The organism is Rhodophyticola sp. SM2404, assembly GCF_053570515.1.
This window is the reverse complement of the sequence record NZ_JBSEDL010000007.1, coordinates 81,917-101,435: the sequence shown is the minus strand read 5'-3', so window position 1 is coordinate 101,435 and position 19,519 is coordinate 81,917. Positions and strand designations below refer to the sequence as shown.

The following is a 19,519-nucleotide window of genomic DNA, read 5'->3' as shown; positions in this document are numbered from 1 at the left end:
GCATCATCCTGCAAGGTAACGCGCGGCTTCTTTTCTGGCGAAGGGTTTCAAACGCGCGCCATGCTCTTCAAGGAAGGCGCGGGTGCGCGGCGCATCCTTGCGGGAGAGATCGCGCAGCCACCACGCAACGGCTTTTTGGATGAACCAATTTTTGTCATCGACATAGCTCGCGCACCAGCCAAGAATCCTGTCGCGGGCAGCCAGTTCATCGGGTTTGGGGAAGCGCGATTTGGTATAGCATAATGTGAAGACAAGCGCCGCACGGCGCGTCCAGAGATGCTCAGAGCTTGTCCAACCCTCGATCTCATCAAGCCGCGCAGGGTTTTGGAGCAAGCGCTTGGTGCCAGCTTGCGCCACAGCATCGGCGATGGCCCATGAATCAAACTCAGGGACGAAGCGGCTGATGGCCTCCCATGCGAGGGCATCATCGGGGCGGATTCGGGCTTGTAAAAACAGCTTGCCGCAGGCGATGCGCGCCTCGAAAATATTGCTGCTCCACAGCGCATCAGAAAGCGCAACGCAGTCCGCCAGTGGCAGCGATTTGCGCCATTGTGTTGCAAGCGCGCTGACCTGCCCGTTGGAGAGGCCCAGATAGGGACGATCCACCTTATGATAGGCGCGCATTTGTTCGGCCCGAACGGGATCGGCTTGCGCGCTCAGCGCGGCCAAGGCCTGCTCGGCGCTCACTCGACCGTCACGGATTTCGCCAGATTGCGTGGCTGGTCGACATCCGTGCCCTTATGAACCGCGGTGTGATAGGCGATCAGCTGCGCGGGGATTGCATAAAGGATCGGCGCGAAAAACGGGTCAATCTCGGGCATGATCAGGGTTTTCCACACACCTTCCGAGGCAATCTCGGCCCCTTGCTTATCGGTGACCAGCATCACTTGGCCATCCCGCGCCATGACTTCCTGCATATTGGAGACGGTTTTGTCGAAGAGCGCGTCGCGCGGGGCCAGAACGATCACAGGCACCTCTTCATCCACCAGCGCGATGGGGCCATGTTTCAATTCACCCGAGGCATAGCCTTCGGCATGGATATAGCTGATTTCCTTGAGCTTGAGCGCACCTTCCAAGGCCATCGGGAACATTGCCCCGCGCCCTAGGAAAAGCACCGTTTGCGCACGTGCCAATTCGGAGGTTTGCTTGGCGATCTGGTCATTAAGCGCGAGCGCCTGATTGATCAGCCCCGGCAGTCCGCGCAGGGTTGCGACCAGCTCGGCTTCTTTTTCGGGCGTGATCTTGCCGCGCTGGCGGGCCGCAAGAATGGCCAGATTTGCCAAGGCGCCAAGTTGGCAGAGGAAGGCTTTGGTTGAGGCCACCCCGACTTCGACCCCTGCCATGATGGGCAGCGCCAGATCACTTTCGCGCGCGATGGAGCTTTCGGCGACATTCACAACCGACAGGATCGTTTTCGCCTTGCCACTGCAATAGCGCAACGCGGCGAGCGTATCTGCCGTCTCGCCTGATTGGCTGACAAAAAGTGCTGTCGAGCGATCTGAGACGGGCGGTTCGCGGTAGCGGAATTCCGATGCGATATCGACCTCGCAGGACAGGCCCGCCAATTGCTCGAACCAGTATTTCGCAACCAGACAGGCGTAATTGGCCGTTCCGCAGGCCACCAATGTCAGACGGTCGGTTTCGCTGAAATCAATCTCGCCTTCCGCAATCTCGACATGATCGCTTGGCGCGTAATGGGCCAGACATTCCGACAGGACCACGGGCTGTTCATGGATTTCCTTGGCCATGAAATGCTTATGTCCTGCCTTGTCGATCTGGGCGGCTTGGGCGGCGATTGTCTTGACCGCGCGGTTGGCGCGGCGGCCCATATCGTCAAATATCTCGGCGCCGTCGCGCGTGATGATGGCGTAATCGCCTTCCTCGAGATAGGTCACTTTATCCGTCATCGGCGACAGCGCGATCGCGTCCGAGCCCACAAACATCTCGCCCTCGCCATAGCCGATTGCGAGGGGGGAGCCTTTGCGGGCGGCGACCATCAAATCGTCTTCACCGTCAAAGAGGAAACATAGCGCAAAAGCGCCTTCGAGATGTTTGAGGGTTTCCACGGCCGCCTCGCGCGGGGACAGGCCTTGCTCCAAAAAGCTCTCGCACAGCTTGGCCACGGTTTCGGTATCGGTTTCGCTCTCGAATGGGCTGCCGCTCAGGCGCGCGCGCAACTCGCGGAAATTCTCGATAATGCCATTATGTACAACCGCCACGCGGCCTGCTTTATGCGGATGGGCATTGGCCTCGGAGGGGCCGCCATGGGTGGCCCAACGGGTATGGCCGATGCCCGCTTTGCCTGCCAAAGGCTCATGCACCAGACGGTCAGACAGATTGATCAATTTGCCAACGGCGCGGCGGCGGTCCAGAACACCGTTTTGAACGGTGGCGATGCCTGCACTGTCATAGCCGCGATATTCTAACCGCTTGAGCGCCTCGACCAAGATCGGGGCGACTTCATGATGTCCCAATACACCAACAATTCCGCACATGGTTAGCTGCCCTTCTTTTTGGTTTTCAATGCCAGCAGATGCGCGCGTAATTTGGCGGCCAGTCCCGGCTTGTTGACTTGTTTGCTGCGCGCAATCGCCATGGCCTCAGCCGGCACATCTTGGGTGATAACAGAGCCCGAACCCGTCAGCGCATCCGCGCCCACATTGACAGGGGCCACGAGCATCGTGTTCGAGCCGATAAACGCGCCCTTACCAATCGTGGTTTTATGCTTCATCACCCCGTCATAATTGCAGGTGATGGTGCCCGCCCCGATATTGGCACCCGCGCCAATCTCGGCATCGCCGATATAGCTGAGATGATTGACCTTGGCCCCTTCGCCAAGATGGGCGGCCTTGATCTCCACGAAATTGCCGATGCGCACATCGTTATCAAGCTCGGCCCCAGGGCGAAGGCGGGCATAGGGGCCGACAACCGCACCGCTGGAGATATGCGCGCCCTCGATATGGGAATAGGCGCGGATCGTGGCATTGGATTCCACCGTCGCCTCGGGGCCGAAAACCACGAAAGGTTCGATCACCGTGTCGCGCCCGATATAGGTGTCATAGGCGAAATAAACTGTCTCAGGCGCAATCAGCGTGACGCCGTTCTCGAAAACCTCGGCGCGTTTGCTGCTTTGGAAAAGCTGCTCGGCGGCGGCCAGTTCAGCGCGGGTGTTGATCCCCAAAGTCTCCGCCTCGGGGCAGCGCACGGCACTGGCCGAAAGACCGCGCTTGCGGGCCAGTTCTGGAACATCGGTCAGGTAATACTCGCCCGCCGCATTGTCATTGCCCACCTCATCCAGAAGCGAAAACAGCGTGGTCGCATCGGCGACAAGAAGCCCTGAATTGCACAGCGTGATGGCCAATTGCTCAGGGCTTGCATCCTTTGCCTCAATAATCCGCTCCAGCGCATCGCCCTGCATCAACAAGCGCCCGTAGCGGCCCGGGTCAGCGGCTTCGAACCCCAGCACAATCACATCGTGATGGGCGCGCGCGGCTTGCATGGACAGCAATGTTTCTTCCGAGATGAACGGCGTGTCGCCATAAAGCACGATCACATCGCCCTCGAACCCCTCAAGGGCGGCTTTTGCCTGCAATACGGCATGGCCTGTCCCAAGCTGTTCGGTCTGGCGGACACAGATCGCGGCGTCTTGATGGGCTGCAACGGCCGCCTCAACCTGTTCTGCGCCATGCCCTGTGACCACAATGATGCGGGCGGGCTCAAGCGCCGCACCTGCGCGCATGGCATGGGCCACCAAAGGCGCGCCACCGATTGGATGCAGCACCTTTGGCAGGTCGGAGTTCATCCGCGAGCCTTGGCCAGCGGCAAGAATAACCAATGCGCAGGGGCGGAGTGTAGACTGCTCTTCAGACATGAATTCTCGGGCTTTCCCTTGTTTGCGATGGGTATTATCCATGAGGGCGCATCGTGCAAGGCCATCAGCGGTCAAATCGCCTTACGCTACATTTCAAAAACGGGCGGAAATTCGCCAATTGGGGTTCAAATGGCTAGAAAAACGGTGATTTTCGATCTGGATGGCACAATCGCCGATACAAGCGGTGATCTGATTGCAGCCGCAAATACCGCTTTTGCGGAATTGGGATATGCCTCCCAGCTCGAGATGGGGCGCGATGATGCAACTGCGGTTGCAGGAGCTCGCGCAATGCTGAAACTGAGTTGTGAACGCCTTGATCTGCCTGATGCGGCCGCCGTGATCGAGAATGGCTTTCCCATATTGCTGCGCGCTTACGGCGATGCGATCGACACCTATACCACCCTCTATCCCGGCGTGATCGAAGCGGTCGAGCGGTTGCACCGCGCCAAAATGGCAGTTGGGATTTGCACCAATAAACCAGAAGCGCTTGCCGTCACCCTGACGCAGCGTTTGGGCATAGCGGGGCTGTTCACCTCGCTTGTCGGGGCTGATACGCTGCCCACCCGCAAGCCCGACCCCGCGCCCTATTTCAAAGCGGTCGAGCAAGCGGGCGGATCGGTCTCCCACTCCACCTTGATCGGCGATACCATCACCGACCGAAAAACCGCCAAAGCCGCGGGCGTGCCCTCAGTGTTGGTCACTTTTGGTCCAAGTGGCCATGCAGTGGCTGATCTCGCGCCCGAGGCCTTGTTGGATCACTATGATGATCTGGACCGCGTTTTGGATATGATCCTTCCCTGATCTTTCATCTTTCCAAAAATACGTAACACACCGCTTGCCATTGACGCGAGACGTGAGGGGGCTAATCCTTCCTTCATGGATATTAAGCCGAGATTCACACGCCCCTTCACCCAGCAAGAGCCGATCCCCGAAGATGGGATCGCGGCGGCGGTCGCGATCATGCGCTCGGGCCGTATCCACCGCTATAACACCATGGGCGAGGAGATCGCCGAGGCCGCCCTTCTGGAAGAAGACTTCGCCGCTTTCACAGGGGCGAAATACTGCCTTGCGGTGACATCGGGCGGCTATGCCATGGGTGCAGCGCTGCGCGCGCTGGAGGTTCAGGCAGGTGATAAAGTGCTCTCCAACGGCTTCACCCTCGCCCCTGTTCCCGGTGCCATCGCCGCGCTGGGCGCCGAGCCTGTTTTTGTCGAAACCACTGAAAGCCTGACCATTGACCTGCCTGATTTGCAGGAAAAGATCGCGCAAAGCGGGGCGAAGGTTCTGCTCTTGTCGCATATGCGCGGCCATATCTGCGATATGGATGCGCTGATGGATATCTGTGACCGCGCAGGTGTGCAGGTGGTCGAGGATTGCGCCCATACCATGGGGGCGGAATGGGCGGGCAAGCCTTCGGGGCGGCACGGGGTGATCGGCTGCTATTCCACCCAGACCTATAAACATATGAATTCGGGCGAGGGGGGCTTTGTCACCTGTGATGATCCCGAACTCATGGCGCGGATGATCATCCTGTCGGGCAGCTATATGCTTTATGAACGCCACCGCGCGGCCCCGCCGCCCGAGGCTTTCGAGCAGATCAGATATTTCACGCCCAATGTCTCGGGCCGTATGGATAACCTGCGCGCCGCCATCCTGCGCCCGCAATTGGCCGATCTTGAGGCCCAGATCACCCGCTGGAATACGCTCTACCGCAGCGTCGAGACAGGCCTGCGCAACACGCCCTCCATGCAGGTGATCGAGCGTGATCCGCGCGAGAAAATCGTGGGCTCCTCCATCCAGTTCCTGCTGCCCGATTGGAACGGTGATGACATCCGCGCCCTAATTGCGGCCTGCGCCACCCGCGGGGTGGAGTTGAAATGGTTCGGCGCGCCCGAGCCTGTGGCCTTTACCTCGCGCTACGATTCATGGCGCTATGCTAAGCCGCAATCACTGCCCCGAACCGACCGTATTCTGGCAGGCCTAATAGATATGCGTCTGCCCCTCACCTTCACCGAGCAAGACGCCGCCCTCATCGCCGAGATTATTCGCGAAGAGGTGATGGCTGCAAAGGGCTAGGGCACGGCTCTAGCCACGTTCCGCAGTAACAAGGCTGGGTTTGCCTATTCCCTAAACGGCCACCGCATGTTGCTTCACGCTTGGGGTGAGATAGCTGTCGAACAGGGATGCGATGACGCGCAGGACAGGCGCGCCTTTGGGGGTGACGGTGATCACACCACCTTCGCGCGTGATCAAACCATCTGTTTCGAATTGATCAATCCGCCCTAGCTGGTCGGCATACCAATTTGCAGATGCGCCAGCGCGGGCGGCCTCAAGGCCCAAATCGACGCGACCATTGCACATCAGTTGCTCGATCACCCGCCCTCTGAGCACATCTTCGCCTTGAAACGCCAAACCCTTGCCGATGGGCAATTCCCCCGCTGTCACGGCGCGGGCCCAAGCCCCAGTTTCTGAAAGGTTCTGCACATAGCCCGATGGCGTCCGCCCAATCGATGTGGCCCCCAACCCCAGCATGGTTTCGGCCTGATCCGTGGTATAGCCCTGAAAATTGCGTCTGAGCTGGCCTGTTTGGGCGGCAATCGCCATCGGGTCCTCTGGCCGCGCGAAATGGTCCAGCCCGATCGCGACATAGCCCGCATCGGCCAAGGCGCTGGCGGCCATCTGAGATTGCGCAAGCCGTGCGGCGGTATCGGGCAGGGCCGCTTCGTCGATCAGCCTTTGCTTCTTGGCCATCCAAGGCACATGGGCATACCCAAAAAGCGCGATACGGTCGGGCTGCATCTCGAGGCAAAGATCGATTGTCTTGAGAAGGGTCTGAACGCTTTGGTGGGGTAAGCCATAGATAAGGTCGAAATTGATGCCCGTGACCCCCGCCGTGCGCAACCCGTCAACGCTGGCGCGCACCATATCGGGTGGCTGCACACGGTTGATGGCTTTTTGCACCTTGGGGTCAAATTCCTGAACGCCGAAACTCGCACGCGTAAAGCCCAAATCCCCGATCCGCCTGATCATCTCGGGGGTGAGGGTGCGCGGGTCGCTCTCGATGGCCAGTTCGGCATCGGCTGTGATCGTGAAATGCTGGCCTATGACCTCCATCGCGCGGGCAAGATCATCGGGGCGCAATGCAGTCGGCGTGCCGCCGCCCCAATGCAGATGCGATATCTTCATCCGCGCAGGCAAATGCGCTGCGACCAGCGCGATCTCCTCGGTCAGTGTTTTGGCATATTGGGCAATAGGCGCCTCGCGCGTGGCCAGTTTCATATTGCAGCCGCAATACCAGCATAGCGCGCGGCAAAACGGGACATGGAGATAGAGCGATACGGGGTCCTCAACCGGCAAATCGCCTAGCCAGTCGGAATAGGCGCGCGCCTCGAACTCTTTCGAGAAATGCGGGGCGGTGGGGTAACTGGTATAGCGGGGCACATTCTGCCCGAGATAGGATTTCAGCGGTTCGGTCATGATCTGGCAGCTCCCCTGTTACGCGCGCGGCCTTAGCTCTGGGGATAAGGCCTATAGAACTGGGCGCGCGCGAGTTTTGATCTGCATCAAGAGCGTGGAAGAAAATTCCACCTTTGAACCCGCCGCGCGACATGACGGTCTTGCTTGGTCTCTTTTTTGCGCAGGTCACCTGTAGGTTTGACACAGGTCAAAGCGGGCTTTCACCCAGTTCGGTAGCCAAACCCTATGTTGGAAAATCTGATCGAATATTATGGTGAAGGCGTGCTGCTGGTGGCGCTTGGCGGGATCGTCGGGATGGCCTTTGGCGCGGCCGCGCAACATTCACGCTTCTGCTTGCGCGCCAGCACGGTTGAATTGGCCGAAGGGCAATTGGGCCCAAGGCTTGCGATTTGGTTGATTGCCTTCTCGGCGGCGGTTGCCTCGGTGCAATCGGCGATCTGGCTGGGCTGGCTGGATGTCAGCGAAACCCGTCAAATCATCAATACTGGCAGCATGTCAGGGGCGATCATTGGCGGGCTGATGTTCGGGGTGGGCATGATCCTTGCGCGCGGCTGTGCAAGCCGCCTGCTTGTCCTCTCGGCAACGGGAAATCTCAGGGCGATTGTTACAGGCCTGGTGCTGACACTTGTCGCGCAATCCGCTCTGCGCGGTGTGCTTGCACCTGCGCGCGAAAGGCTGGCGATGCTCTGGAGCGTGCAGGGGGGCGCGTCGCGCGATCTTTTGGCACAGTTTGGCCTCAGCAATGGCATGGCCGCGATGATCGGGTCCGCCGTTCTATGTGCCGCGATTATCTTTGGGATGAAGAAGGGCCTGCCCGCCACGCGGATCATGGCCGCGCTGGGCGTGGGGCTTGCCGTGACGCTGGGATGGCTCGGCACTTATGCGATCGCGTCCAATTCATTTGAGGTTATCGCCATATCCTCGATCACCTTCACAGGGCCTTCGACCGATACTTTGATGGGGCTTGTGAATAGTACCTCCTTGCCCTTGGTCTTTGGTGTGGGGCTTGTGCCGGGTGTTTTTATCGGGTCGGGGGTGATGGCCTTGATCACGAAAGAGGCGCGCATCCAGCGTTTTGGCCCCGACACCCCGATGGAGAGTTATCTAATGGGCGCGGCGCTTATGGGCTTTGGCAGCATGCTGGCGGGGGGATGCGCGGTTGGGGCGGGCATGTCGGGCGGTGCGATTTTCTCCTCTACGGCTTGGGTTGCGGTGGGCTGCATGTGGATCGGTGCCATGGCAACGCATTCTGCTTTGCGCCTGCGTATGGCGGCGCAAATGGCTTGAGGCGCTTGTTTGACCCGAAAGGGCACCCTGCAATCTGGCTTGGTTTTTACACAAGGCCCAAGCATCCTCCGCAACGTAAATTTTGACTCACGGCGGCCTCTCCGTTATTAAATGAACAGTCGTTCAATTACGGGAGGGTTGGCGCAGTGTTTACCGCATCGATGACATTTGACCTAGGCGAAGACGTGAATGCGCTGCGCGATATGGTGCATCGTTGGGCGCAGGAGCGCGTCAAACCGATGGCTGCCGAGATCGACAAAAGTAACAGCTTCCCGTCCGAGCTGTGGCGCGAGATGGGCGAATTGGGCCTTTTGGGCATCACCGTTCCGGAAGAATATGGCGGGGCGGGCATGGGCTATCTCGCGCATGTGATTGCCACTGAGGAAATCGCGCGCGCTTCGGCTTCGGTTTCATTGTCTTACGGCGCGCATTCCAATCTTTGCGTGAACCAGATCGCGCTTAATGGCACGGATGCGCAGCGGCAGACCTATTTGCCCGGTCTGGTGTCGGGCGCGCATGTTGGTGCGCTGGCGATGTCCGAGGCGGGGGCTGGCTCGGATGTGGTGGGGATGAAAATCCGCGCCGAAAAGCGCAATGACCGCTATGTCCTGAATGGCACGAAATACTGGATCACCAATGGCCCCGATGCCGATACGCTGGTGGTTTACGCCAAAACCGATCCTGATGCGGGTAGCCGTGGCATCACGGCCTTCCTAATCGAGAAATCGATGAAGGGGTTTTCCACCAGTGCGCATTTCGACAAGCTGGGGATGCGCGGCTCCAACACCGCCGAACTGGTGTTCGAGGATGTCGAAGTCCCCTTCGAGAATGTCTTGGGCGAGGAAGGGCGCGGCGTGGCTGTGCTGATGTCAGGCCTTGATTACGAGCGCGTGGTCCTTTCGGGCATCGGCACAGGGATCATGGCCGCCTGTCTGGACGAGATCATGCCCTATATGGTCGAGCGCAAGCAATTCGGCCAAAGCATCGGCAATTTCCAACTGATGCAGGGCAAAATTGCCGATATCTATACCAAGATGAATTCCGCACGCGCCTATGTCTATGAGGTCGCCAAGGCCTGCGATCGCGGTGAGGTCACGCGGCAGGATGCGGCGGCTTGTGTGCTCTATGCCTCGGAGGAGGCGATGGTGGTCGCGCATCAGGCGGTGCAGGCCATGGGCGGGGCTGGTTTTATGAATGACAGTGCCGTCAGCCGCCTGTTCCGCGATGCGAAATTGATGGAAATCGGGGCTGGCACCTCGGAAATTCGTCGCATGTTGGTTGGCCGCGAATTGATGGCCTCTATGTCTTGATGCATGCTGGGAGCGTGATGCGATGATCGCATATCTGGCACAGGAAAAAGGGCAAGCACATGCCACGCAATATCGCGCTGAGTTTGGCGGTGATCTGTGGATTGGCAGGTCTCTTGGCGCTTTGGGTTGGCTTGCGCCATATCCCGCCCTCCGAGACCGAGATCATCACACGCATCGCGCAGGCCTATGTCGCGGATACGGGCGGCGCGCTGACCGATTGCTATGCGCGCCCCTCGGCGCTGGAGCAGGTGCGCTTGGTCGTGTTCTGCGAAGGGCCCGAGCAGAGCTTTGCCTATCCGGTCGACGATCTGGGGCGATTGCTGGAGATCGAGCCCGATATTCTGGATGGAGCACCACAGACCTGAGAGGGGTGCCCGCATGTTGACCCGCGCGCCCTATGAGCAGCTCTATCACGGGTTTGAATGGGATTTGCCCGCGCAATTGAATATGGCTGCCCAAGTTCTGGACCACCCTGCGCAGGCTTTGGCGATCCGCGATCTTGGGGCGGGGCAGGATGTCAGCTATGGCCAATTGCGCGATATGGCAGGCCGCTTGGCCGCAACGCTGCAGGAGCGCGGGGTGCGTCGTGGTGACCGCGTTGGCGTGTTGCGTTCACAGGATATGTATTGTGCGGCAGCCCATATCGCGATCTGGTGGATTGGCGCGATCTCGGTGCCCCTGTTCAAACTATTCAAGACCGATGCGCTGCGCACAAGGCTGGACGATAGTGGCGCGCGCTGCGTGATCACGGATGCGCAAGGGCGCGATATGCTGGCGGATTTTGATCTTGATATCGTGCTGCCAGAAGAGGAGCCGCTTGCCGCAGACGCGCCTGAAATGGTGCAAACGAGCTGCGAGGATGCGGCGGTTCTGATCTATACCAGCGGCACAACAGGCAGCCCGAAAGGCGCGTTGCATGGCCACCGCGTGCTGACGGGCCATCTGCCCGGTGTCGAGATGAGCCATGATTTTCTGGGCGCAGCCGATGATATGATCTGGACCCCAGCCGATTGGGCGTGGATTGGCGGATTGTTTGATGTGCTGATGCCGGGGCTTGCCTTGGGTGTGCCCGTGGTTGCAGCACGGCTGGAGAAATTCACGCCCGATGAGTGTGCGCGCATCATTGCGCAGGCCAAGATACGCAATGTGTTCTTCCCGCCAACTGCTTTGCGCATGCTCAAGGCGGCGGATGTCGAGATTGGCGGTTTGCGCTCGGTCGCCTCAGGGGGCGAGCCTTTGGGCGAGGAGATGCTGGCTTGGGGGCGGCGCGCCTTCGGGCTTGAGATCAATGAATTCTACGGCCAGACCGAATGCAATATGATCGCCTCATCCTGTGGCGCGATTTTTCCCGCGAAAGGCGGCTGCATCGGCAAGCCTGTGGCTGGACATGATTTGGCGGTGATTGATGCCGAGGGCCAGCCCACGAAAAGCGAGGGCGATATTGCCGTGCGGCGCGGCTCGGCCTCGATGATGCTTGGCTATTGGCAAAGGCGTGAGGAGACCGCGCAGAAATTTTGCGGCGATTGGATGATCACGGGGGATCGCGGAATTTGGGATGGTGACTATCTGCGCTTTGTCGGGCGCGAGGATGATGTGATCACCTCCTCGGGCTATCGGATCGGCCCTGCCGAGATTGAGGATTGCCTGCTCACCCATCCTGCTGTGGCGACTGTCGGCGTGGTCGGCAAACCCTGCGCGCTCAGGACCGAGATTGTGAAGGCCTATGTGGTCAAAAAACAAGGCGCAGAGGCGAGCGAGGCGGAGTTGCAGGACTGGGTCAAATCGCGTTTGGCGGGCTATTCCTACCCGCGCGAGATTGCCTTTCTGGAGGCCTTGCCGATGACGGTGACGGGCAAGGTGATCCGCAAGGAATTGAAAGCCCGTGCAAGCGCGGAGCCGCGCGCATGAGCGGGCGAGAGATCAAGACAAATGCAACGGGGCGCATGATATGAAACTTACATCAAATATCCTGACAGGTTCGCAAGAGTTCCAAGCCAATCGCGCGGCCCATCTGGAGGCGCTTGGCGTGGTGGCAGAGGCCGCGGGTTTTGCGGCACAGGGCGGCGGCGAGAAATCCCGCGCCCGCCATGTCAGCCGTGGCAAAATGCTCCCGCGCGAGCGTGTGGCGAATTTGCTGGATGCGGGCTCCCCCTTTCTGGAGGTGGGGGCCACAGCTGGCCACGGGATGTATGACAATGCAGCCCCTTGCGGCGGGGCGATTGCAGGTGTGGGCCGTATCCATGGCCAAGAGGTCATGGTTCTGGCCAATGACGCGACGGTCAAGGGCGGCACCTATTTCCCGATCACGGTCAAGAAACATTTGCGCGCCCAAGAGATCGCCGCGCAATGCCATCTGCCTTGTATCTATCTGGTCGATAGCGGCGGCGCGAACCTGCCCCAACAGGATGAGGTCTTCCCCGACAGGGATCATTTCGGGCGTATCTTCTATAATCAGGCGCGGATGAGTGCGGCCAATATCCCGCAAATCGCGGTTGTGATGGGCAGTTGCACGGCGGGCGGGGCCTATGTGCCTGCGATGTCGGATGTCTCGATTATTGTTAAGGAGCAGGGCACGATTTTTCTGGCAGGCCCGCCTTTGGTCAAGGCGGCCACGGGCGAGGTGGTCAGCGCCGAGGATCTGGGCGGCGGCGATGTGCATACGCGCCTGTCGGGTGTGGCCGATTATCTGGCCGAGGATGACGCGCATGCGCTGGCTTTGGCGCGCCAAGCCGTGGCGCAATTGAACCGCCGCAAGCCCATGAGCGTCGACTGGCAAAGCCCTGAAGCGCCTGCCTATGACCCCGAAGAGATTTTGGGCGTGGTGCCCGCCAGCCTCTCCACCCCTTATGATATCCGCGAGGTGATCGCGCGCGTGGTGGATGGCAGCCGCTTTGATGAATTTAAAGCCCGTTTTGGGGAAAGCATCGTCACGGGCTTTGCCCATATCTTGGGCTGCCCTGTCGGGATTGTGGCCAATAACGGGGTGTTGTTTTCGGAAAGTGCGCAGAAAGCTGCGCATTTTGTCGAGCTGTGCAGTCAGCGGAAAATCCCCTTGGTCTTTTTGCAAAATATCACCGGTTTCATGGTTGGTCGGCGCTATGAGAATGAGGGGATCGCGCGCCATGGGGCAAAGATGGTTACGGCTGTCGCCTCGACCGAGGTGCCCAAAATCACCATGCTGGTTGGCGGCTCATTCGGGGCGGGGAATTACGGCATGGCAGGGCGCGCCTATAGCCCGCGCTTCCTGTGGTCTTGGCCAAATAGCCGTATCTCGGTCATGGGCGGGGCTCAGGCGGCAGGTGTTCTGGCCACGGTCAAGCGCGATGCTTTGGAACGGGCAGGGCAGGACTGGTCCGCCGAGGAGGAGGCCGAATTCAAGCGCCCCACCATTGAGATGTTCGAAGAGCAGAGCCACCCTCTCTATGCCTCGGCACGGCTTTGGGATGACGGGGTGATTGACCCGCGCAAAACGCGTGAGGTCTTGTTCCAATCGCTCTCAGCCGCGCTTTGTGCGCCGATCCCCGAAACCCGTTTCGGCGTGTTCAGGATGTGAGGCTGAGATTTCGTATTTTTGGAAAGATGAAGACGCACGCGTGAGGGAGAGACGATGTTTCGCAAAATACTGATCGCCAATCGGGGTGAGATTGCCTGCCGTATTATCGAGACGGCGCGGGCCATGGGGATTGGGACGGTGGCGGTCTATTCCGATGCGGATGCGCGCGCGCGCCATGTAGCGATGGCCGATGAGGCCGTTCATATCGGCGGGGCGAAACCCTCTCAGAGTTATCTGCGAAAGGATGCACTTATTGCCGCGGCGCACAGCACAGGCGCGCAGGCAATCCATCCAGGCTATGGGTTTTTGTCGGAGAACCCTGACTTTGTTGAAGCGGTTGAAGCCGCAGGTTTGGTTTTTGTGGGGCCATCGGCGGCGGCGATCCGTGCCATGGGTTTGAAGGATGCGGCCAAAGCCTTGATGGAGAAGGCAGGGGTTCCTGTCGTGCCTGGTTATCACGGGGCGGTTCAAGACGCGGCGCATCTGGCTGAGCAGGCCGCCTTGATCGGTTATCCCGTTTTGATCAAGGCCGTGGCAGGTGGGGGCGGCAAGGGGATGCGCAAGGTTATGGCGGCGCAGGATTTTGCCGAGGCGCTGGAGAGCGCGCGCGGCGAGGCGGCGACCGCTTTTGGCAATGATGATGTTCTTATAGAAAAGCTGGTTTCCAAGCCGCGCCATATCGAGGTGCAGGTCTTTGGGGATGGCGAGAGCGCGGTGCATTTGTTCGAGCGGGATTGCTCGTTGCAGAGGCGCCATCAAAAGGTGATCGAAGAAGCGCCATCACCTGGCATGACCCCCGAGATACGCGCGGCGATGGGGCAGGCGGCGGTGCGCGCGGCTGAGGCGATCGGCTATGCAGGGGCGGGTACGGTTGAGTTCATTGTGGACGGGGCAGACGGGCTTCTGCGCGATGGGTTCTGGTTCATGGAGATGAATACGCGGCTTCAAGTCGAGCATCCTGTGACCGAGGCGATCACGGGTATTGATCTGGTCGAATGGCAATTGCGCGTGGCTGCTGGTGAGGCATTGCCTCTGCGACAGGAGGATTTGACGCTTGCGGGCCATGCCTTTGAAGCGCGGCTTTATGCCGAGGATGTGCCCAAAGGGTTTTTACCTGCGACAGGCCGTCTGACGCATCTGCAGTTTTGCGAGGCTGCCCGCAATGACACGGGCGTGCGGCAGGGAGATGAGATCAGCCCGTGGTATGATCCGATGATCGCGAAAATCATCACTCATGGTTCGACACGCGAAAGCGCCTTGGCTAAATTGCAGCAGGCCTTGGCGCAGACGGAAGTGGCGGGATCAGTCACAAATCTTGCCTTTCTGCGGCGTTTGGCAGGCCATGCAGGCTTTGGGCGCGGTGAGGTTGATACCGATCTGATCGAGCGTGAGGGCGCGGCTTTGACGGAGGCCCCCCAGCCTTGCAGCCGCACCAAAGCGCTTGCCGCGCTTGGCGCAATGGGGCTGGATGCCGAAGCCTCCGCTTCGCAAGGCTTTCACCTATGGGACCCGCTGCGCCAAAGCGTGAGACTGCTGCATGAAGATGAGATTATCGAGGTGGGCGTTGAAACTTTGGGGGCCAGCCATTTCCTCGTTCATCTGGACGAGACCAGCCACGAGATCACGCGCGAGGATGCGTGGTATGTGGATGGCGCGAAAACGCAGGCCGCGATTGTGACCCATGACGCAGGGGTTTCGGTGTTCTGGGGCGATGGTTATCATTTTGCGCGGGTCGATCCCCTTGAGGTTGCAGCAAGCGCCAATGAAGGCGAGGGCCGCGTGACGGCCCCGATGCCGGGACTGGTGAAAGCCATCTTTGTGGGTGAGGGGCAAAAAGTGGCCCAAGGTGACCGCTTGGCCGTTCTGGAGGCGATGAAGATGGAGCATAGCCTGATTGCGGGGCGTGACGGTGTGGTTGACCAGCTTTTGGTGCAAGCGGGCGATCAGGTTGAAGCAGGTGCACCCATGATCACACTTGAGGAGGAGGACTGATATGATCCGTTTGCATCATTGCGCACAGACGCGCTCCATGCGTTCGCTTTGGTTACTGCATGAATTGGGCGTGCCTTTTGAGTTGGTGGATTGGCCCTTTGACAAGAGCCTGCGTAGCCCTGAATTCCGCGCGCTCAATCCTGCGGGCCGCGTGCCCGCCTTGGAAATTGAGGGCGAGACTTTATGGGAGACAGGAGCGATTGCAGAATTTCTATGTGATCGCTTCCCTGAGGCGGGGTTTGGTCGCAACGCGGACGATCCCGAGCGCGGGCAATGGCTGGTCTGGCTGCATTTCTCCGAGACAATCAGCCAGCATGCCGCCGCCCTGACACAGCAGCATATTGTGCTCTATGAGGACCACATGCGCTCGCCCCTGATCATGGATCTTGAGGCCAAGCGTCTTGCCAAATGCTTTAGCGTGGTTGAGGCGCGTTTGCAGGGGCGGGAGTATCTGCTGGATGGCGGGTTCTCGGCGGCTGATATTGCTGTGGGGCAAGCCATTTATATGGGCCGCCATTTTGCCAAGCTTGACCCTTTTCCAGCCCTGCAAGACTGGTATGAGCGGATCACAGCGCGCCCTGCTTTTATGGCCAGCCGCCCGATTGACGGGGCAACGCGGCTCTATACGCGTGACTATTACGCGCCTTGGCCGCTTGAGGCATGAGCGGTGGGTGCTGAGAAGGGATGAGACGGCCATGAAGCCATATGTCGAGATATTCGAGGTTGGGCCGCGCGACGGGTTGCAAAACGAGACCCGTGCGATTCCCACGCGCGAAAAGATCGCTCTGATTGATCTGTTGTCTCAGGCAGGATTTCGGCGCATCGAAGTGGCCAGTTTCGTAAGCCCCAAATGGGTGCCGCAAATGGCCGATAGCGGGCAGGTTTTGGCAGGCATCAAACGCGGGCAGGGAATATCCTATGCCGCGCTGACGCCCAATATGAAGGGGTTTGAGGCCGCGATTGCCGCGCGGGCTGATGAGATTGCGATTTTTGCCAGCGCCTCGGAAGGGTTCTCTCGGGCCAATCTCAATGCCAGTATCGAAGACAGCCTTGCGCGCTTTGCCCCCGTGGCTGAGGCGGCCAAGGCCCATGACTTGCCGATGCGCGGCTATGTCTCTTGCGTCACTGATTGCTCCTTTGACGGCGCGGTTGCCCCGCAAGAGGTGGCCCGCGTTGTGGCGGCTTTGCGGGATTTGGGCGCTTATGAAATCTCGCTTGGCGATACAATCGGGCAAGGGCGGCCCGAGCGGGTAGATGCGATGCTGCAAACCGTCTTGGAGGAGATGCCTGCGCCCCGTCTGGCAGGGCATTTCCACGATACAAGCGGGCGGGCGCTCGAGAATATCGAGGTCTCTCTGGCGCGGGGGCTGCGCGTATTCGATGCCTCGGTCGGGGGTTTGGGGGGCTGCCCTTATGCGCCGGGTGCGCAGGGAAATGTCGCGTCCGAGGCGGTGGCCTTGCGGTTGGATGCATTGGGCTATGAAACTGGGCTGGACGGGGCGGTTCTGGCCCAAGCGGCAGAAATGGCGCGCGCCATGCGTGGGCCGCAAGAAGAGGGCGGAAGATGACGACAATCAGGATCGACAGGGATGCGTGCGGGGTGGCCACCCTGACTTTGGCGCGGCCCGAGAAGCATAATGCGCTCAACGCCCAGATGATTGCAGACATAACCCAAGCCGCCACTGATTTGGGCGCTGATCCCAAGGTGCGCGTGGTGGTGCTGACGGGCGAGGGCGCCAGTTTTTGCGCGGGTGGTGATCTGACTTGGATGCGCGAGCAGATCGAGGCGGATGGCCCGACCCGTGCGCGCGAGGCCCGCAAGCTGGCCGATATGCTGGGTGCCTTGGACCGTATGCCCAAACCTTTGGTTGGCCGCATTCAAGGGCAGGCCTTGGGTGGCGGGGTCGGGATGATCTCGGTCTGTGATGTCGCGATTGGGGTTGAGGGTGCCAAATTCGGGCTGACCGAGGTGCGCCTTGGTTTGATCCCTGCGACCATCGGGCCTTATGTGGTGGCGCGGATGGGGCCTGCGAAAGCGCGGCGGGTGTTTTTCTCGGGCCGTGTCTTCGGCGCGGCAGAGGCGCAGGACTTGGATTTGCTGGCGCGGGTCGTGGCACCAGATGAACTGGATGCAGCGGTTGAGCGCGAGATCGCCCCTTATCTGTCTGCGGCACCTGCGGCCGTGGCCGCGGGCAAGGCTTTGGTCGCCCGTTTGGGGGCCCCTTTGGATGAGGCGGCCATCACTGCCAGCATCGAGGCCTTGGTGGATCGTTGGGAACATCCCGAGGCCAAAGAAGGCATCGCGGCCTTTTTCGAGAAGCGCAAAGCCGATTGGATGGAATAGTCCGATTTTTTCAATTGTCTTACATTTGGATTTTCAAATCCGAAAATCCTGCTAGGCTGCTCTCCTGACGCTGGACCACAACCAGCGCAAGGGAGGACATATGACTGCATTTGAAAGCCTGCATGGCACGGTTGCATTGCGCGATATCTCGGTCACGGAACGTTTGTTCGAAGGTCTGGATGCACGCGGCGATGAGGTGGCGCTGATTGAGGGGCCGACGGGGCGAAGCTTTACGGGCAACGCGCTCAAGCAGCAGATACAGGCACTGGCGGGCGGGCTGGCATCCGAAGGGCTTGCACCTGGCAAAGTGATCGCGCTTTTGGCGCCCAATATGCCTGAATATGTCCTCGTGTTTCACGGCGTGGCCTTTGCGGGTGGAACCGTCACGACGATCAATCCCACCTATACCGCGCCAGAAATCCGCCACCAATTGCAGGATTCGGGCGCTGTCATGATGGTGACGATCCCCGCTTTTGTGGATGTTGCGCGCGAGGCGATGGAGGGCACGGAGGCGTCTGAATTGGTCGTGATCGGCGGCGCGGATGGTCTGCGCGATCTTAGCGATCTGATGGGCGAGCCTTTGGCCGATCAAGCCCCGATTGTGGCCACGGAAAACATCGTGGTTCTGCCCTATTCATCAGGCACCACGGGGCGGCCCAAAGGCGTGATGCTGACCCATCGCAATCTGGTGGCGAATGTAGATCAATCGGCGGTGATCTCTCGGATCAAACCGCATGACACGGCGATTGCCTTCCTGCCCTTCTTTCACATCTATGGCATGACGGTTTTGATGAACCTGTTCCTGTCCGAGGGCGCACGCATCGTAACCATGCCGCGCTTTGATCTGGAGCTGTTCCTTAAACTGGTGGATGAGCATCAGGCCACGCGGCTCTATATCGTGCCGCCCGTGGCTTTGGCTTTGGCCAAGCATCCTTTGGTCGATCAATTCGATCTGTCTTCCGTCGAGGAGATTTTCTCGGGCGCGGCGCCGCTTGGGCCTGAAACCGAGGCTGCGGTTGGCACGCGTTTTGGCGCGCGCTCGGTCCAAGGCTATGGGATGACGGAACTCAGCCCGATCAGCCATATGACCAACGCGCCCGATATCCGTCACGGTTCCAGCGGGCAGGCGGTGCCTTCCACCGAATGCCGCATCGTGGACCCCGAGACAGGCAAAGACTTGGGGCCGGGCGCGGAAGGCGAGCTATGGGTGCGCGGGCCGCAAGTGATGAAGGGCTATCTCAACAACCCAAGCGCCACTGCCGAGACCAAGACCGAGGACGGGTGGTTGCGCACAGGTGATCTGGCGGTGATTGATGAGGACGGGTTCATGTTCATTCGTGACCGTTTGAAAGAATTGATCAAATACAAAGGCTTCCAAGTTGCACCTGCCGAACTGGAAGAGATTTTGATCAATCACGCTGATATCATCGATGCCGCCGTTGTCGGTAAGGCGGATGAGGAAGCGGGGGAGTTGCCAATCGCTTTCGTAGTGATGCGCGAGGGCGTCACAGGAGATGCAGGCGTGATCACGACTTATCTTGAAGGGTGCTTGGCGAAGTATAAATTGCCCGCTGAAATCCGCTTTGTGGATCAGGTGCCAAAATCAGCCTCGGGCAAAATCCTGCGCCGTTTCCTGCGCGATGAATTGCGCGCAGAGGCGGGGTGACAGGCGGCTTGGGGCAGCA

General features: G+C 59.7%; 16 protein-coding genes. 12 read left to right on the top strand and 4 right to left on the bottom strand.

Annotated elements, in window-relative coordinates; genetic code table 11:
• Nucleotides 1-3 precede the first annotated feature (3 nt).
• The 3 genes from ACTYEO_RS11765 to glmU are packed head-to-tail and all read right to left on the bottom strand — an operon-like array spanning nucleotide 4 to nucleotide 3,871.
• Entirely contained in the window at nucleotides 4-687 is a 684-nt protein-coding gene (locus tag ACTYEO_RS11765; protein ID WP_449323940.1) for a DNA alkylation repair protein, read from the bottom strand.
• Nucleotides 684-2,495 (bottom strand): glutamine--fructose-6-phosphate transaminase (isomerizing), encoded by a 1,812-nt coding sequence (gene glmS, locus ACTYEO_RS11760; RefSeq protein ID WP_449323939.1) that lies wholly within the window; start codon nucleotides 2,493-2,495, stop codon nucleotides 684-686. The genes ACTYEO_RS11765 and glmS overlap by 4 nt, the downstream gene beginning before the upstream one ends.
• Nucleotides 2,496-2,497: 2 nt before the next feature.
• Nucleotides 2,498-3,871 (bottom strand): bifunctional UDP-N-acetylglucosamine diphosphorylase/glucosamine-1-phosphate N-acetyltransferase GlmU, encoded by a 1,374-nt coding sequence (glmU, locus tag ACTYEO_RS11755; protein ID WP_449323938.1) that lies wholly within the window; start codon nucleotides 3,869-3,871, stop codon nucleotides 2,498-2,500.
• Between the two features lie 129 nt (nucleotides 3,872-4,000).
• Between glmU and ACTYEO_RS11750 the strand changes: the two genes are divergently transcribed.
• Nucleotides 4,001-4,672 (top strand): HAD-IA family hydrolase, encoded by a 672-nt coding sequence (locus tag ACTYEO_RS11750; protein ID WP_449323937.1) that lies wholly within the window; start codon nucleotides 4,001-4,003, stop codon nucleotides 4,670-4,672.
• Between the two features lie 75 nt (nucleotides 4,673-4,747).
• Nucleotides 4,748-5,947 (top strand): DegT/DnrJ/EryC1/StrS family aminotransferase, encoded by a 1,200-nt coding sequence (locus ACTYEO_RS11745; RefSeq protein WP_449323936.1) that lies wholly within the window; start codon nucleotides 4,748-4,750, stop codon nucleotides 5,945-5,947.
• 51 nt (nucleotides 5,948-5,998) lie between these two features.
• On the opposite strand, the gene hemN is transcribed toward ACTYEO_RS11745, so the two are convergent.
• A complete protein-coding gene (gene hemN, locus ACTYEO_RS11740) occupies nucleotides 5,999-7,348 on the bottom strand; it encodes an oxygen-independent coproporphyrinogen III oxidase (protein WP_449323935.1) in 1,350 nt (449 codons plus the stop codon).
• Between the two features lie 225 nt (nucleotides 7,349-7,573).
• On the opposite strand from hemN, the gene ACTYEO_RS11735 reads away from it, so the two are divergent.
• The 10 genes from ACTYEO_RS11735 to ACTYEO_RS11690 all read left to right on the top strand — a co-directional run bounded on the left by ACTYEO_RS11735 (nucleotide 7,574) and on the right by ACTYEO_RS11690 (nucleotide 19,500).
• Nucleotides 7,574-8,635, top strand: coding sequence for a YeeE/YedE family protein (locus ACTYEO_RS11735; RefSeq protein WP_449323934.1), 1,062 nt, complete (start codon nucleotides 7,574-7,576; stop codon nucleotides 8,633-8,635).
• A 146-nt stretch (nucleotides 8,636-8,781) separates the two neighbouring features.
• Nucleotides 8,782-9,945: an isovaleryl-CoA dehydrogenase gene (locus ACTYEO_RS11730; RefSeq protein WP_449323933.1), complete on the top strand. Its 1,164-nt coding sequence runs from the start codon at nucleotides 8,782-8,784 to the stop codon at nucleotides 9,943-9,945.
• A 59-nt stretch (nucleotides 9,946-10,004) separates the two neighbouring features.
• Nucleotides 10,005-10,310 carry a hypothetical protein gene (locus ACTYEO_RS11725; protein WP_449323932.1) on the top strand — a complete coding sequence of 102 codons (306 nt, stop codon included), beginning with the start codon at nucleotides 10,005-10,007 and terminating at the stop codon, nucleotides 10,308-10,310.
• Between the two features lie 13 nt (nucleotides 10,311-10,323).
• Nucleotides 10,324-11,853, top strand: coding sequence for an AMP-binding protein (locus tag ACTYEO_RS11720; protein ID WP_449323931.1), 1,530 nt, complete (start codon nucleotides 10,324-10,326; stop codon nucleotides 11,851-11,853).
• Nucleotides 11,854-11,893: 40 nt separating this feature from the next.
• Complete coding sequence (locus tag ACTYEO_RS11715; RefSeq protein ID WP_449323930.1) at nucleotides 11,894-13,498, top strand: carboxyl transferase domain-containing protein; 1,605 nt, start codon at nucleotides 11,894-11,896, stop codon at nucleotides 13,496-13,498.
• 54 nt (nucleotides 13,499-13,552) lie between these two features.
• Entirely contained in the window at nucleotides 13,553-15,490 is a 1,938-nt protein-coding gene (locus ACTYEO_RS11710) for an ATP-binding protein (protein ID WP_449323929.1), read from the top strand.
• A gap of 1 nt (nucleotide 15,491) precedes the next feature.
• Nucleotides 15,492-16,154 (top strand): glutathione S-transferase family protein, encoded by a 663-nt coding sequence (locus ACTYEO_RS11705; RefSeq protein WP_449323928.1) that lies wholly within the window; start codon nucleotides 15,492-15,494, stop codon nucleotides 16,152-16,154.
• 31 nt (nucleotides 16,155-16,185) lie between these two features.
• Nucleotides 16,186-17,058 (top strand): hydroxymethylglutaryl-CoA lyase, encoded by an 873-nt coding sequence (locus tag ACTYEO_RS11700; RefSeq protein ID WP_449323927.1) that lies wholly within the window; start codon nucleotides 16,186-16,188, stop codon nucleotides 17,056-17,058.
• Nucleotides 17,055-17,834, top strand: coding sequence for a crotonase/enoyl-CoA hydratase family protein (locus ACTYEO_RS11695; protein ID WP_449323926.1), 780 nt, complete (start codon nucleotides 17,055-17,057; stop codon nucleotides 17,832-17,834). The genes ACTYEO_RS11700 and ACTYEO_RS11695 overlap by 4 nt, the downstream gene beginning before the upstream one ends.
• Before the next feature lie 100 nt (nucleotides 17,835-17,934).
• Nucleotides 17,935-19,500, top strand: coding sequence for an AMP-binding protein (locus ACTYEO_RS11690; protein ID WP_449323925.1), 1,566 nt, complete (start codon nucleotides 17,935-17,937; stop codon nucleotides 19,498-19,500).
• Nucleotides 19,501-19,519 lie beyond the last annotated feature (19 nt).

Excerpts from the sequence above, each read along its gene's own strand:
- ACTYEO_RS11690 (WP_449323925.1), top strand. The coding sequence starts at position 17,935 with ATGACTGCATTTGAAAGCCTGCATGGCACGGTTGCATTGCGCGATATC.
- hemN (WP_449323935.1), bottom strand. The coding sequence starts at position 7,348 with ATGACCGAACCGCTGAAATCCTATCTCGGGCAGAATGTGCCCCGCTAT.
- ACTYEO_RS11710 (WP_449323929.1), top strand. The coding sequence starts at position 13,553 with ATGTTTCGCAAAATACTGATCGCCAATCGGGGTGAGATTGCCTGCCGT.
- ACTYEO_RS11720 (WP_449323931.1), top strand. The coding sequence starts at position 10,324 with ATGTTGACCCGCGCGCCCTATGAGCAGCTCTATCACGGGTTTGAATGG.
- ACTYEO_RS11725 (WP_449323932.1), top strand. The coding sequence starts at position 10,005 with ATGCCACGCAATATCGCGCTGAGTTTGGCGGTGATCTGTGGATTGGCA.
- ACTYEO_RS11745 (WP_449323936.1), top strand. The coding sequence starts at position 4,748 with ATGGATATTAAGCCGAGATTCACACGCCCCTTCACCCAGCAAGAGCCG.
- ACTYEO_RS11715 (WP_449323930.1), top strand. The coding sequence starts at position 11,894 with ATGAAACTTACATCAAATATCCTGACAGGTTCGCAAGAGTTCCAAGCC.
- ACTYEO_RS11700 (WP_449323927.1), top strand. The coding sequence starts at position 16,186 with ATGAAGCCATATGTCGAGATATTCGAGGTTGGGCCGCGCGACGGGTTG.
- glmU (WP_449323938.1), bottom strand. The coding sequence starts at position 3,871 with ATGTCTGAAGAGCAGTCTACACTCCGCCCCTGCGCATTGGTTATTCTT.
- ACTYEO_RS11705 (WP_449323928.1), top strand. The coding sequence starts at position 15,492 with ATGATCCGTTTGCATCATTGCGCACAGACGCGCTCCATGCGTTCGCTT.
- ACTYEO_RS11695 (WP_449323926.1), top strand. The coding sequence starts at position 17,055 with ATGACGACAATCAGGATCGACAGGGATGCGTGCGGGGTGGCCACCCTG.
- glmS (WP_449323939.1), bottom strand. The coding sequence starts at position 2,495 with ATGTGCGGAATTGTTGGTGTATTGGGACATCATGAAGTCGCCCCGATC.
- ACTYEO_RS11750 (WP_449323937.1), top strand. The coding sequence starts at position 4,001 with ATGGCTAGAAAAACGGTGATTTTCGATCTGGATGGCACAATCGCCGAT.
- ACTYEO_RS11735 (WP_449323934.1), top strand. The coding sequence starts at position 7,574 with ATGTTGGAAAATCTGATCGAATATTATGGTGAAGGCGTGCTGCTGGTG.